The organism is Bombilactobacillus bombi, from assembly GCF_003522965.1.
Taxonomy (GTDB): domain Bacteria; phylum Bacillota; class Bacilli; order Lactobacillales; family Lactobacillaceae; genus Bombilactobacillus; species Bombilactobacillus bombi.
Window position 1 is genome coordinate 645550 of record NZ_CP031513.1, and the last position, 15063, is coordinate 660612.

The 15063-nt window shown below is 35.2% G+C and carries 15 protein-coding genes; all 15 read right to left on the reverse strand.

Annotation, left to right across the window (positions count from 1 at the left end):
• Window positions 1–20: 20 nt before the first annotated feature.
• Complete coding sequence (locus DS830_RS03360) at window positions 21–1349, reverse strand: M20/M25/M40 family metallo-hydrolase (protein WP_118908252.1); 1329 nt, start codon at window positions 1347–1349, stop codon at window positions 21–23.
• Window positions 1350–1365: 16 nt separating this feature from the next.
• A complete protein-coding gene (locus DS830_RS03365) occupies window positions 1366–2199 on the reverse strand; it encodes a MetQ/NlpA family ABC transporter substrate-binding protein (RefSeq protein ID WP_118908253.1) in 834 nt (277 codons plus the stop codon).
• A 420-nt stretch (window positions 2200–2619) separates the two neighbouring features.
• Entirely contained in the window at window positions 2620–3477 is an 858-nt protein-coding gene (locus DS830_RS03370; protein ID WP_118908254.1) for an aldose 1-epimerase family protein, read from the reverse strand.
• Window positions 3478–3487: 10 nt separating this feature from the next.
• Window positions 3488–4888 (reverse strand): ATP-dependent protease ATPase subunit HslU, encoded by a 1401-nt coding sequence (hslU, locus tag DS830_RS03375; protein ID WP_118901847.1) that lies wholly within the window; start codon window positions 4886–4888, stop codon window positions 3488–3490.
• A gap of 10 nt (window positions 4889–4898) precedes the next feature.
• Complete coding sequence (gene hslV / locus DS830_RS03380) at window positions 4899–5423, reverse strand: ATP-dependent protease subunit HslV (protein WP_118901850.1); 525 nt, start codon at window positions 5421–5423, stop codon at window positions 4899–4901.
• Window positions 5424–6362, reverse strand: a complete 939-nt coding sequence (gene xerC, locus DS830_RS03385; RefSeq protein ID WP_118908255.1) for a tyrosine recombinase XerC — start codon at window positions 6360–6362, stop codon at window positions 5424–5426. It abuts the gene before it with no gap.
• Between the two features lie 49 nt (window positions 6363–6411).
• Window positions 6412–8523 carry a type I DNA topoisomerase gene (gene topA / locus DS830_RS03390; protein ID WP_118908256.1) on the reverse strand — a complete coding sequence of 704 codons (2112 nt, stop codon included), beginning with the start codon at window positions 8521–8523 and terminating at the stop codon, window positions 6412–6414.
• Between the two features lie 60 nt (window positions 8524–8583).
• Window positions 8584–9432 carry a DNA-processing protein DprA gene (gene dprA / locus DS830_RS03395; RefSeq protein ID WP_162887496.1) on the reverse strand — a complete coding sequence of 283 codons (849 nt, stop codon included), beginning with the start codon at window positions 9430–9432 and terminating at the stop codon, window positions 8584–8586.
• A gap of 40 nt (window positions 9433–9472) precedes the next feature.
• Entirely contained in the window at window positions 9473–10246 is a 774-nt protein-coding gene (locus DS830_RS03400; protein WP_240366832.1) for a ribonuclease HII, read from the reverse strand.
• On the reverse strand, window positions 10239–11087 hold the full coding sequence (gene ylqF, locus DS830_RS03405) for a ribosome biogenesis GTPase YlqF (RefSeq protein ID WP_118908258.1): 849 nt from the start codon (window positions 11085–11087) through the stop codon (window positions 10239–10241). Before ylqF ends, DS830_RS03400 begins: the two co-directional genes overlap by 8 nt.
• 7 nt (window positions 11088–11094) lie before the next feature.
• Window positions 11095–12510, reverse strand: a complete 1416-nt coding sequence (locus tag DS830_RS03410) for a S41 family peptidase (protein ID WP_118908259.1) — start codon at window positions 12508–12510, stop codon at window positions 11095–11097.
• 12 nt (window positions 12511–12522) lie between these two features.
• Entirely contained in the window at window positions 12523–12753 is a 231-nt protein-coding gene (locus tag DS830_RS03415; protein ID WP_118901866.1) for a YozE family protein, read from the reverse strand.
• 13 nt (window positions 12754–12766) lie between these two features.
• Entirely contained in the window at window positions 12767–13378 is a 612-nt protein-coding gene (locus tag DS830_RS03420; RefSeq protein ID WP_118908260.1) for a YpmS family protein, read from the reverse strand.
• A gap of 1 nt (window position 13379) precedes the next feature.
• Window positions 13380–14132 carry an SGNH/GDSL hydrolase family protein gene (locus DS830_RS03425; RefSeq protein WP_162887497.1) on the reverse strand — a complete coding sequence of 251 codons (753 nt, stop codon included), beginning with the start codon at window positions 14130–14132 and terminating at the stop codon, window positions 13380–13382.
• A 57-nt stretch (window positions 14133–14189) separates the two neighbouring features.
• The gene (locus DS830_RS03430; protein ID WP_118901875.1) at window positions 14190–15035 is read right to left on the reverse strand and encodes a DegV family protein; all 846 of its coding nucleotides are present in this window, start codon (window positions 15033–15035) and stop codon (window positions 14190–14192) included.
• Window positions 15036–15063: the final 28 nt, after the last annotated feature.

Sequence of the window (15063 nt, forward strand, 5' to 3'; positions counted from 1 at the left end):
GTTTCTGCCATAAATTATACCTACAACCTATCTAAAAATTGATCAAAAAAGTCAATAAATGCTAAATAATCTTGAATCCGAATATTTTCATTGGGAGCATGATCTCCAGATTTACTGTAACTAACACCACATGATACAATTGGTGCCTGCGTATATTTATTAATCAAATACATTGGACCAGTTCCAGGGCTGGAAGGCAATAGTTCTACTTGTTGGTCTGATCCATAACACTTTTGGGCAGTATCAACTAATAAATCAACTAGTGGATGATTTAAATCCCAACGGTATCCTGCTTCTCCTAAAAGATAATTCACTTTAATATCAGCAAATCCTTGTTCTTGTAAATAGTTAGTTAGCTTATTAAATAAATCTTGGGGATCTTGATTGGGTACTAATCTAAACTCTAACTTGGCTTTCGCAGTTTTGGGTGTAACTGTTTTAACACCATCGCCCTCCCAGCCACTACTTAAACCTTCAATATTAATTGTTGGACTAAAAGTTAAATTATAATTAACAGATTTATTTTTGAGCAAAGGTAACTGTAGATCCCATTTTTGCTGCAAATCTGGGGTGATTGCCTGATTCACTAAGTCTTGTTCCCTTTTTGTAGGTTCAACCACATCATCATAAAATCCTGGCACTTTAATAGTACCATCGCTATCTCGTAAAGAGGCTAAAGCTGCTACTAAACGCCACGTTGCACTATCGACTACTGCAGCAAAGGAAGAATGCAAATCAATTGCAGCAGAATTAGCTACTAATTCAAAACACAAAACGCCTTTATTTCCACCTTGAATACTAAATTGTTCATGCTCATTTTTGCTGCCCGACTCCCAAATGACTAAATCCGCTGCTAATAATTGATGATATTTTTGAAGATAGTCTGGCAAATGTTCACTAGCGACTTCTTCTTCACCTTCAATCAAAAATTTAATATTACAAGGCAAATCTCCATGTTGTTGACGATAAATCTTTAAAGCTGTAATTCGACTAATTAAATCAGCCTTACAATCCGAAACACCACGTCCGATTAACTTATCGGAGGTAACTTTTAATTTAAAAGGATCTGAATTCCAAAGTTCTACTGGTTCTTCCGGTTGTACATCGTAATGATTGTAAATTAAAATCGTTGTTGAACTAGGGGTTTGAGGTTTAATTTCTGCAAAAACTAAGGGTACTTGATAATCATCAAAGACCTGAACTTGAGCACCGAAGTCACTTAATAGCTTTTTTAAAAATTGTGCTGTTTCGACTTGATATTGCTTCTTAGCTGAAACGGAGGGTAAAGCTATATAATCAGATAAATCCTGCAAAGAACTTTGAATTATTGGATCTGTCAATTTTGTCATTTTATCGCTCTCTTTATTAAAATTTTGAATTCCAGACAGTTACAGCACCTTGACCGTATACTTTCTTAATTGCTTTGGCTACATCAGCAGATTGGAAAGCTTTAACAACCTTTTGATAAGTCTTATTGTGCTGATCTTTCTTATTAGCAACAATAATATTAATCCAAGGCTTGGACTGCTTAGAAATCTTTTCTTTATAAATAACTTTTTTTGCACTTAATTTAGCAGCATTAGCGACGTTACCGTTAATAACAGCTACATCAACATCACCTAATGAATGTGCTGTCTGAGCTGCATCTAAAACATTAAATTTTAAATTCAATTTATTTATTTGGATGTCTTTGGTTGAAGGTAATTTTTTCTTAGTATTTTTTAAAGTAATTAGGCCAGCATTTTCTAATAATTGTAAAGCTCGTGCTTCATTAGACGCATCGTTGGGTACTGCTACTTTGGCGCCATTTTTAATTTGTTTAATATCTGTGAGCTTGTTAGAATAAACAGCCATTGGTTGAATTACTGTATTGCCAATAGCAACCAAATTAGTATGATGAGCCTTGTTCCAATTACTCAAGAAAAAACGATGTTGAAAGGCATTGATATCTAGTTCTCCTTGAGATAAAGCTGTATTAGGCTGATTATAATCAGAAAACTCCACAATTTTTAAATTAATATGGTCCTTTTTAACTTTTTGCTGAACCACTTTCCAGATTGGCTCATCAGCATTGTTAATACCAACTTTAACAGTTTTTTCTTGTGAACCCTGAGCACCACATCCGACAGCTAAGAAAATAACTCCCACAAAACTAATTGCTAGAAAAACTTTTTGAATAATCTTGTTAATATGTTTCACGTTCTCCACCTCATTTTATTTTTTGGTCAACGTTCCTACGCAAACAAAAAACCGCTTCTAATTGACTTTAACAGTCTTTTAGAAGCGGTTTTTATCCGCGGTACCATTCTAATTTGGCTTTAGCTTACACTAATACCCTTAACAACGTACAAAATATCTATACGCGTGTACGTTAAAGGGTACCAACCATTGCCACCTAATTGGTTCTATACACCAACTCGGTACACCAATCACAGGTCATTTTCATTAAAGATTAAGGGCCTCATCTCAACATGCAAGGCTTTCTGTACCTAAATTCTTTAATTACTTCCCCTGATCATTTTGTTTGTCATATTCACGTTAACTATTGTGATATATAATAAAATTATTTTTAATTGTTGTCAACTAAAAGTTCATTTTTTTAATATAAATGAGGATATGCTAATTAAAAGTCACTTGCCAACTAGCATTGAACAGTTGCTGAGGTTGAAGTTGATTAATGCCAAATTTATGAAATATTTGGCCGTCACTGTCTTCAGTATCAGCTAATCCCCACCAAGGCTCCAAACAGATAAATTTTCCTTTCTTGGGGTAGGCTGACCAAACTCCAAAATATGGAGAATTAGTTGTCATCTTAATTTGATAATGATCTGGTGTGCCAATACTATAACTATTCATACCATGAGATTGATAAACCCAAGCATCATGGTCAAAACTCTCGGAATTTAAGGCAATTTCACGCGTTGAAACAGCTTGCAACTGAGTTTGATCGATCAAATTATTGTCAGTGAATTGCAATCGTTGTACTTGTTGCGGATTTTCAATTATTAATTGTGCTTGAGGTTGCTGGTAATCAAAAACAAATCCAGGATGACCGCCAATGGCAAAAGGCATAAGCTCTTGACCATGATTTTGAATGCTGTAATTTACTTGCAAATCATTATCATGCAAAATAAATGTGATTTCTAAAGTAAATAAAAACGGATAAACAGTTTGGGTTTCTCTATCAGCCTGCAGTTTCAGAGTCAAATAACTATCTTGCTGATTAACAACCTCAAATTCACAATCTCGAGCAAAGCCGTGTTGTCCTATCTCATATACTTGTTTATTTAATCGATAATGATTATCTCGCAACCGACCGACTATTGGAAACAGTACTGGAGCATGGCGCGGCCAAACATCTGCTTGTGCCTGCCAAATACGTTCTTGATTTGATTGATCAACGACACTTTGCAGTTCAGCACCTAAAGTTGAGATTTTAACAACTAACTGATTATTCTTCAAAGTAATTAAAGTCATACAATTCCCTCTACAAAATGTATTTAGTTAAATCATTATCATCAGCAATAGTGCCAACTTTTTGATCGACATATTCTTGTGTAATTGTAATATCACCCATCTGCATGTCAGGAGCTTCATACATAATTTCTTCTAATACTTTTTCTAATACAGTAGCCAAACGCCGAGCACCAATATTTTGGCTTTCATGATTAACTTTATAAGCAATGCGAGCAATTTCTTCAATGGATTCTTTAGTAAATGTTAAATGAATACCATCACTGCCAATCATGGCAATGTATTGTTTAACTAAGGCATTATCTGGAGCTGTAAGAATGCGAATAAAGTCATTTTCAGATAAATCATTTAATTCTACTCGAATGGGGAAACGTCCTTGTAATTCAGCAATTAAATCGCTCGGTTTGCTTTCGGCAAAAGCTCCTGAACCAATAAATAAGATGTGATCAGTTTTCACGGTACCATATTTAGTATTAACACTAGAACCTTCAACAATTGGCAAGATATCACGTTGGACACCTTCACGAGATACTTCACCAGAATTTTTCTTATTGCCAGCAGTAATTTTATCAATTTCATCAATAAAAATAATGCCATCATTTTCAGCGCGCTGAATAGCAGCTTGGTAAATTGCATCATGATCGACTAATTTGCTGGATTCTTGCTCAATTAAAACTTCCCGAGCTTCTTTGACTGGTAATGTCCGACTAACTTTTTTCTTTGGCAAAATAGAGTCCATCGCACTATTTAAATCAATTCCCATTTGTCCCATCATATCATTCATTGGATTAACTTTATGAGACTCTTCGACTTGGATTGTTACTTCTTCATCTTCTAATAATCCCTTATCTAGTTGTTCTTTAACACTTAAGCGTTGATTGCGGACATCATCTGTTACTTCTTCATTATTAGGTACAGGATTTTCTCCTTGAGAAAGTGAATTAAAAGCCGCCATCATATCTTGAATACCGTTAATCTGCTTAGGTTCTTTCTTAACTCCAGGGACTAATAACTTGACTAATTGTTTGTCAGCTTCTCGAGTAGCTTGTGATCGAACATCACGATATTGAATATCTTCTTCAATTTTGACAGCTACATCTACTAAATCACGAATCATAGATTCAACATCACGACCAACGTAACCTACCTCTGTAAATTTGGTAGCTTCAACTTTAACGAAGGGGGCTTGAACCACTTTAGCTAAACGCCGAGCAATTTCTGTTTTACCAACACCTGTTGGTCCAATCATTAACAAATTCTTAGGAGTAATATCTTGTTGCATAGCTTCTGATAATTGCATCCTCCGGTAGCGATTATACAAAGCAATCGCCACGGCCTTCTTAGCTTCATCTTGACCAATAATATATTTATCCAATTGTTGAACAATTTGTTTAGGTGTCATTTGCGTTGTCATTTATATCCTCCTACAACTGATCTGTAATAATGCTTTTGTTGGTAAAAATATCAATATCAGAAGCAATATTAATTGCTTCTTGTGCAATTTGTTGAGCTGACATCCCTGAACTATGGCGAATCATGGCAATTGCAGCTGCTTGCGCAAAGTTACCGCCAGAACCAATTGCAATTACGTCTTCATCAGGTTCAATGACTTCACCATTACCTGAGATGAGCAACAAATCAGTTTGATTAAAGGCAATCATCATTGCTTCTAATTTTTGTAAAGTTGGATCTTTACGCCAATCTTGTGCTAATTCTACTGCAGCACGTTTTAAATTGCCTGAGTAAGATTCTAGTTTCTTTTCAAACCAATCTTCTAATGTAAACGCATCAGCCACTCCTCCAGCAAATCCGATTACGACCTGATTATTAAAAATCCGCCGGACTTTATGCGCTGAAGCCTTCATGATTGTCTTTTCGCCTGCTGTAACTTGACCATCACCAGCAATCGCGATTTGATTTTGATAACGTACTGCACAAATAGTTGTCATTTAATTTACCTCATTTTCATTATTAGCTCGTGGAAAATATTTCCGATAATCTTGTTGTAAATGTTCCATGGTTAAGTGGGTGTAGATTTGGGTAGTTGAAAGACTGGAATGTCCTAGCAATTCTTGAACAGTTCTTAAATCAGCTCCATTATTAAGCATTTGCGTGGCAAAACTATGACGCAACATATGGGGATGAATATTAGCCGTGAGATTAGTTTGTTTGATAATCTCCTTGAGAATATATTCAATTCCTCGACTAGTTAATTTTTGTCCATGATTGTTTACTAATAAAAAGTTGTGCTCAGTTTGTGAGCCCATCAACTGCCGTCGACCAGATTGTAAATATGTTGTAATCGCCGCTTGCGCTTTGGAACCAAGTGGTACATAACGATCTTTATCGCCTTTTCCATGAATTAAGATTATTTTCATCCCAAAATCAATTTGTTGCAAGGTTAAATTACTAGCCTCACTCACTCTAACACCTGTACCATAAAGAATTTCTAGTATAACTCGATTACGCTGTTTTAAAGGTTCATCACCTGCAGTCGCTGCGAGTAATTCTTCTAATTCTTTATTATAAAAAAATTCTGGCAAAATATGAGAATGTGATTTTAAATGGACTAATTCACAGGGGTCCTGCTTAATCAGCTGTTGCTTTTTTAAGAATTTAAAAAAAGTGCGTAAAGCAGAAATTTTTCGAGTAATCGTTCGACTAGCATATTTTTTTTGAGTTAAATAATCTAAATAATTTTCTACATCAACAGTCGTTACTTTTTTAAAAGCAACTGGCTTACCTGCATCTTCAGATAAAAAAGTTTGAAAATGTTGTAAATCACTGCGATAAGCTTTGACAGTTAACTCTGAATAATGCCGTTCGACAGATAAATACTGCATAAATTTCTGCAGCCACTGCTCATCCCTCAAAAAAACACCTCCCATTTACTCTCATACCATACCACAAGAGAAATAGCGGTGCTAATAAAATTTATTATTTCTGAACTTCTTCTTCATAATCGCCATTAGGACAAACTACTTGACGACCACCCTTAACTTTTTTCTCAACTAAATAATGTCCATCCTTAGGACAATCACGGTTAATAGGCTTATTCCAATCAACAAAATCACAATCCGGATAACGGGAACACCCATAAAAAATTCGACGCTTTTTAGATTTACGTTCCACTACTTGACCCTGATGACATTTCGGACAAACTACCCCAATTTCTTTGATGATTGGTTTTGTATTGCGACAGTCCGGAAAACGACTGCAAGCAAAAAATTTCCCATAGCGTCCCAACTTAATAACCATGGGCGCTCCACAAATATCACAATCAAATCCTGCAGGTTCATCTTTAATTTGTAATTTTTCAATTTTTTCATCGGCATTTTTTAATTCTTTAGAAAAAGGCTGATAATACTCATCTACAACTTTAGTCCATTTTTCTTTACCTGCTTCTATACCATCTAATTCATCTTCTAACTGGGCAGTAAAATCAATATTCACAATATCTGGAAAATATTTTTCAATTAAATTATCTACAATTTCACCTAGTTCAGTTGGTTCAAAGCTACGGCCATTTAATTTGACATAATAACGACGCTGGATAGTATCAATTGTTGGCGCATACGTGGAAGGACGACCAACACCGTTTTCTTCCAGGGCCTTGACCAAAGAAGCTTCAGTATATCTAGCTGGTGGCTGTGTAAAATGTTGTTCTGGATTGGTATCTAATAATTTAACTTGTTGACCTTCACTTAAATCTGGTAAAAGATTATCTTTAGTTTTATTATCGTCTTTATATAACTTTAAAAAACCATCAAACTTAATTTGTGATCCATTGGCTTGAAATTGGACTTTGCTTTGTTCTAATACTACCTTCACGGTATCCATAACAGCTGGTGTCATTTCACTAGCAACAAACCGATTCCAAATCAAGTTATAAAGGCGATATTGATCTCTTGTTAAAACTTTTTTAAGAGATTGCGGTGTTCGTAAGACTGAAGTCGGGCGAATCGCTTCATGAGCGTCTTGAGCTCCTTCAGGATTTTTGGTTTTATGCAATTTAGTTGCTGCATATTGTTCACCGTATTCTTCTTGAATGAATTTGGCAGTTTCATGTTTAGCAACAGTGGCAATCCGCGTAGAATCAGTCCGCATATAGGTAATTAAACCGACACTGCCTTGACGCCCGCCTAAATTAATACCTTCATACAGCTGTTGCGCTAACATCATGGTTTTCCGCGTTTTAAAGTTTAATTTTCGATTAGCTTCTTGTTGTAAGGAGCTAGTTGTAAACGGAGCTGCTGGATAACGTTTCCGCTCTTTTTTAACAACTTTAGAGACATTAAATTTTTTTCGTTTATCAATCTGTGCCAAAATATCTTTAACTGCTTGGTTTGACGGTAATTCTTTTTTCTTGCCATCAACACCATAAAAATTAGCTTCAAAAATATTTTTCTTGGCTGTTCCAGCTTGAAAATGACTTAAAATCGTCCAATACTCTTTCGGCTGAAATTTTTGAATAGATTTTTCCCGTTCAATGACTAATTTCAAGGCAATAGACTGCACACGACCTGCACTCAAGCCCTTTTTTACTTTTTGCCATAGAATCGGACTAATTGAATAACCGACTAACCGATCTAAAATTCTTCGTGCTTGTTGGGCATTCACCAAATCCATATTAACATTACGGGGATGTTTAAATGCTTCTTTGACAGCATCTTTAGTAATTTCATTAAAGACAACTCGATTTTTATCGTCAAGATCTAATCCCAAAACATAAGAAACATGCCAAGCAATCGCTTCGCCTTCACGATCAGGATCGGCTGCCAGATAAACATTTTGCGAATTTTTCGCAGCTTTTTTCAATTCTTTAATCGTGTCGCCTTTGCCGCGAATAGAAATATAAGTTGGCTCGTAATTGTGATCAATATCAACTCCCATTCGACTCTTTGGCAAATCTCGAATGTGTCCTTTGCTGGCTAAAACTTTATAATTTTTTCCTAAATATTTTTCAATTGTCTTAGCTTTTGCTGGTGATTCCACAATCACTAAATTTTTAGTGGTGGGTTTACGTTTTGTTGCTTTTGAGCTTACCAAAAAAAAGCTCCTTTCTTCAATCAAGTCGTTTCAAATAATATGCTAGATGATTCTACTTTGTCAAATTTTTTTTGCAACTTTCAAGTCACTAATAAATTCCGTAGCATTCAAATATGGTCGTGCACCTGCCGTAATTAATTGGTTGCACCCTTGAGATAGAGAACTAGTTATGGGTCCTGGTACAGCCCAAACATTACGATTTTCTTGTAACGCTAATTCTGCTGTAATTAAAGTACCACTCCGCTGGCGTGCTTGGGTTACTAATAGATTATCACAAAGTCCAGCAATTATGCGATTCCTTTGCGGAAAATAATAACGACGTGGACTGGTAGTGGGTGGATATTCACTTAATATTAATCCTTGCTGACTAATTTGTAATTGTAAGGATTTGTTTTCTGCTGGATAAAAATAATCTACTGAATTGCCCACAACTGCAATAGTATTGCCAAAATGATTCAGAGTTATCTGATGACAAAAACTATCAGCTCCGCGTGCTAGACCACTAATTGTGGTTATTTTTTGTTCTACCAATCCTGGTATTAAACCATACATAATTTGTTCTGTATAATGATTACATGCACGTGCACCAATTAAAGCGACAATCGGAGTTTTTAGTAATTGCAAATTTCCTATATAGTACAAAATAGCTGGCGGATTATAAATTTGCCGTAGTTGTGTTGGGTATGCTTGATCAAAAAACGTAATAAACCTAGCTGCATTTAAAGATTGGTGCAACCAGCGCTGCTTAAAAATTATTTGTTTATCTGCTTTTAGATGTTGGACAACAAAATCCAGCAAAAAATCAAGTTGAGAACTCACTTGATAATATTGCTGGCAAACTTTGAGTATTAACTGATTACTAACACATTGTGTTGCTGACAAACGTCGAATTAATGATTGAATTGTCAAGATACACCATCTCCGTATTTTTTTAAAATTACGGAAATAACTATAAATATTTTTTTATAGGTGCAAAACTGTGACGATGCAGTGGACAAATACCGTATGTTGCTAATCCAGATAGGTGCTCTTTCGTACCATAACCAGCATTATTTTCAAAACCATAATGCGGATAAATCTGTGCGTAAGTTTGCATTAATTCATCACGATAGACTTTAGCGATAATACTAGCTGCACCAATAGAAATGCTGCGCGCATCCCCTTTGATGAGCTTGGTTTGGGCAACATTAACAGGGACATGCATAGCATCTACTAATAGATGATCAACTTTTATATTAAGTTGCTTCACTGCTTGCGCCATTGTGATTTCAGTAGCATGATAAATATCTTTTTCGTCAATTAACTGCCGCTCTCCAACACCCACGCTCACATCAAGGGCCACTGCTAAAATTTGCGTATACAGCTGTCGTCTCTTAGCAGCACTTAATTGTTTAGAATCATTAATTTCCCACAAATCAATATTGGCCGGTAAAACTACTGCTGCTGTGACCACGGGACCTGCTAATGGTCCACGACCCACTTCATCAATACCTGCCACTACTTGTCCTTGATTCCAAAAATGTTTTTCAATTTGCAGGCGTTGTTCAAAACTCTGTTTTAGTCGTTCTTGTTGAATCAACTTTTTTTGATGACTAATAGCTAATTTTTGCACTCCTTGACGGGGGTCATCTTTTATCTGATCCCAAATATAATCAGCAGTGGGTTTTTGCGCTAATAACTTTTTAATTTGATTAATAGTTAGATGGGAAATATTTTCACTCAATCTCGTTCACCATATCCAAAGTATAACGCCCTAGAACTCCTTTTCTAACATCTTGAATTATTTTCAGTGCAGTTCGCTCATAGTCATCTTTAAATCCAAATTGCTGTGTTAATTTAATCAACAGCTTATCACTTGATAAAGTAACATCAGTATTGTTCAAATGATAGGCGGCTTGTAATTGTGGAGAATAATAATGTTGCCAATATTCCAAAGCAAATATTGCTAAATCCATTGCAGATACTAGACTATCTTTAATTGCACCACTTAAAGCCAGTTTTAAACCAACTGTTTGATCATCAATCTTGGGCCACAATACCCCGGGAGTATCCAAGAGTTCAATTTGGGATTTAGTTTTAATCCAATTTTGATTTTTAGTTACACCTGGACGATTACCTGTAACTGCGACGTTTTTACCGGCCAATTTATTCAAAATTGTTGATTTTCCTACGTTAGGAATTCCAATACACATGGCACGAATAGTGTAGTTCTTGACACCACTACGCCGAAATTTTTGTAATTTAGCAGCCATCAGTTTCTCTAGTGCTTGAACAATTACTTGTAAATGATTGGTGTGCTGAGCATCAATTGCTAGACTCATGATTTGTTGCTGGTGCAAATATTCTTGCCATTTTTTAGTTTGGCTGGAATCGGCTAAATCTTGTTTGTTCAAAATTATGATCCGTTTTTTAGACTGAATTAATTGATCTAACACTGGGTTAGCCGAAGAAAGTGGTAAACGAGCATCACGAATTTCCAAAACAGCATCAACCAGCTTTAAATGCTCTTGAATTTGGTTCTTTGCTTTATTCATGTGTCCTGGATACCATTGAATTGTTGCCATTACTCATTTACTCCTTATCATTTGCTAAAAGTTCAATTGCTTTATTATTCATTTCGTCATTAGTTTGAGCTTGCTTTAGTAGTTTTTGCGTTAGTGCTTGTCGCGTAGCTTGATTTAACGTTCCAGTTGCTGGAAGTCCATTTTGACTTTGAAAGTTTTGCAGTGCTGTCATTGTGGCAGTATCTAATTGGCCTGATAATTCAACATCACTCCCCAATGCTTGTAAAACTTTCTGAGCAGTTAAAACATCCGGTTCTGAAGAACCACTATTAAGTGTTTTTTTACTAGTAAAAGCTTTTAAATTTAAATATGCAGGATATGTGACCTTAAAAGTTGGTTCAAGTCCCTTTTTATTAATCCAATGCCCTTGAGGTGTTAGCCATTTCGCAGTAGTAATCTTCATTTCTGATGAGGAATTGAGCGAATTAACGGTTTGGACCACTCCTTTACCGTAAGATTTTTCCCCTACTAAAGGTTTTTTGCCTGATTCATGTAAAGCCGCAGCAAAAATTTCTGCTGCACTAGCACTTTGATTGTCTATCAAAACAACCACTGGCAAATGCACCTTATAATTTTTCAGATAATGCTTATTTGCACGGTAAGTAATATCGGTTTGATGACGACCAGTAATCGTAACTATTTTTTGACCATTTTTTAAAAACATACTAGCACTTGCCACGGCTTGTTCCATTAACCCACCTGGATTACTACGAACATCAATTATTAATTTTTCAACACCTTGATGGCGCAAAGCAACAATTTCTTTTTTTAGATCTTGAGAAGTGTTTTCTGAAAATTGAGCAATAGTAATTTGCCCGATTTGAGGATAGTCTTTATTCACTTGTCCAGTGACAGTAGCCATTTTAATAGGTGCCCGGCGTAAATTAACTGTAAATTGTTTTTGCTGTCGCTGCAATTGCAATTGCACCTTAGTACCCGTTTTTCCACGAGTTAAAGCTGAAGCTTGTTCAACGGTTAAGTCACGGGTGGATTTTTGATTAATCTTCAAAATCACATCATCGGCTTTTAAACCAGCACGTTTTGCTGGTGAATGCGGCATCACATTGACAATTTTTATTCCGGAACTAGCTTTGGTAATAGTTGCTCCAATCCCAGAAATTTTTCCAGAAATACTTTCATTTAAATCAGTCCGATTTTTAGCAGTTAAAAATTGCGAATAAGGGTCATCTAATGAATCAATCATTCCTGAAATGGCACCATTAACCAATTTTTTAGAAGGAACCTTTTTATAGTAATTTTGATCAATATTTTCATATACTTCTTGAATTTGCCGTAAATCAGAATTCATCAAAGGCGATTTACCTAACATCCAAGCTACAAAAATAAAAGTCAAGGCTGAACCACACAATAGACTACCGATTATTACAAGTATTAATGTTTTCCATGAAAAAGAATGTTTCATATTTTATCCTTATCAATTAAAATGTTCTAAAGTTTCTTGATAATTGCGAAATGCTAAATCAAAGATATCCATTGTCGGTAAATAAGAACCATTTAGTTCTAAATAATTGGATATTTCATCATAATCTTGCGATTGTTTAGGAAATGCTGAGTCAAAAAAAGCCGCATCCGCAAAATGTGCAATTGGATCCGAGCTATTTGGATTTCTTTGTGTCATTAGATACTCATAAAAAGTTTTTCCCATTATGTGTGCCTCTTTACATTTTAGTAGAATAAACCTTAACTACAATTTTGTTTTGCTGTAAATTAAGTTGGTCAACCTTAAAGTAATATCCTTGATCAGTCCGATGAGCAGGTAAATCAATATTGATTAAACGTTGTTTACTATTAATTTGAACCCACTTAGGAAAATGGTAATTATGAGCGATATAAAACATGACAAATTCCAGCGGTATTCCTAATTTGCCAACCTTTAGCTGTTGGGCTTTAAGTTGAATGCCCCCATTGGCCGTTGCATAGGGCTGAGTTTGTAAAGTAAAGTTAATCTTGGAACCTAAAAATTCCGCACTGCCTAAAAGATTAACATGTTTACCCTCGATATTTAAATGATATTTAATGTCATTACCATTTAAATATTCTTTTATATAATGATTGGCTAATCTTTGAGTTTGATTTTTAGTGAGTTCCACTTGAAAAATCGAACTTTGGTTTGTCGTCTGACTAGTTTCAATACTGTTAGACCAATTTGTAGTTGTATCTGTATGCAACACTTGATATGTTAAAAAAGCAAAGATAACTATAATTAAAGCAATTAAAATTAAAAAAGCATATTTCCAAGGATTGAAATACTTTTTTTGTGAGCGTTGCATTCTATGGCCTCCACTCTGTCTTAGTAGCTTGTAATTTTTTCCATAATTTATCAGTCATGAGTTGGTATCCTTGACGATTAGGATGAAAATAATCTTTAGTATAAAGTAAAGGATTAGTAGTTTCTTGGTTCTTTTTAGAATACTGTAATTTCTTAGGTTGAGCTAACGCACTAATGTCAACAAAATGAACCCGATGATAATCTTGAGTCAACAAACGAGTATTTTGATTCCAATTATCAATCGCCATTTTCATTCCGGGAACTTTTTTAAAATAAATCGCATAAGGATTATAAATACCATAGATATAAATTGGTGCCCGTGAATTCAAGCTGCGTATTTCTTTAATCATATTATTCATATTAGCTGTATAAGCATCTTGATATTTTAAGAGTTGACTTTGTGAAAGTCTTAGTCCTCGTGCTCGCAAAGCGTGCATAACATCATTACCTCCAGCAGTAATAATAACAATGCGGCTTTTTTTCAGAGCTTGACGAAGATTATCCTTACTTTGTACTCGTTTTAAAATTTGTTTGCTGGTCTCACCACTAATTCCAAAATTGTCAACGTGAACTTTTTGTTTGGTAGCACGCTTTAAGGGCTTTTGAATAAGATAGCAATAACCACCACGCTTAGTGGGATCACCAACTCCATAAGTCAAAGAATCCCCTACCGCTGTCACTGGAAAGGACTTTTGTTGAGCCTGAACCGGTTGGGAACTCCAGATTATTCTTCCTGCAAATATAATTACCAACAAACAAGTTAAAATCCGCTTAATATCTAGGACCTTCCTTCTTCGCAGTCAAATAATTAATTAACGATAATAATACATAATTGCAAATGCACCCTTACCAGCATGAGTAGTAATAACTGGACTAGTTACTTCATTTAAAATCGGTAATTGGGGCCATTTTTCATGAATTCGTTGTTCTGACTGATTAGGTAAAGTGATGTCATCAACATAAGAAATTCCAATTTCAGCTATTTTGTCACCATCTTCATTAATTTGTTGAACAACTTTATCCATATAATTTTCAATTGTTTTGATACCACGTCCCTTTTTCAGAATTCCTAACTTGGAATCTTTTAATTGAACAACAATATTAATTTTTAAAAAAGTAGACAAGCTAGCAGCCACTTTCCCTAGACGACCACCATTTAAGATATTATCCAGATTAGGAATGCCTAGATAGAGATGTGTTTGATTTTTAATCTTTTCAATTACCGGTAAAATATCTGCTATATCTGCTCCTGATTGCGCTAACTTAGCTGCTTCTATTACTTGAAATGCCAGCGCACGATCTGTAAATCCACTGTCAACAACAGTAATATCTAATCCTGTTATTTGCGCTGCTTGGCGTGCTGCTTCCACTGTTCCGCTTAACCCCTTAGTCATATGAATAGCTAAAATTTTACTACCATCCGCGCCTAACTCTTTAAAAGTATCTACAAAACGTCCCAGTGGTGGTTGACTGGTTTTAGGTAGATTTTTAGAGACTAACATTTTTTGAACAAATTCTTGTCTGGTAATTGTTTCGCCATCAATAAATTGTTGGCCATCAATTTCAATTGACAGTGGAACAAGTGCAATTTCATATTTTTTAATTTCTTCTGCTGTGATTTGAATCGATGAATCTGTAACAATTTTAACCTTATTCATAATAAATCCCGCCTTTAATCTTTAGGAA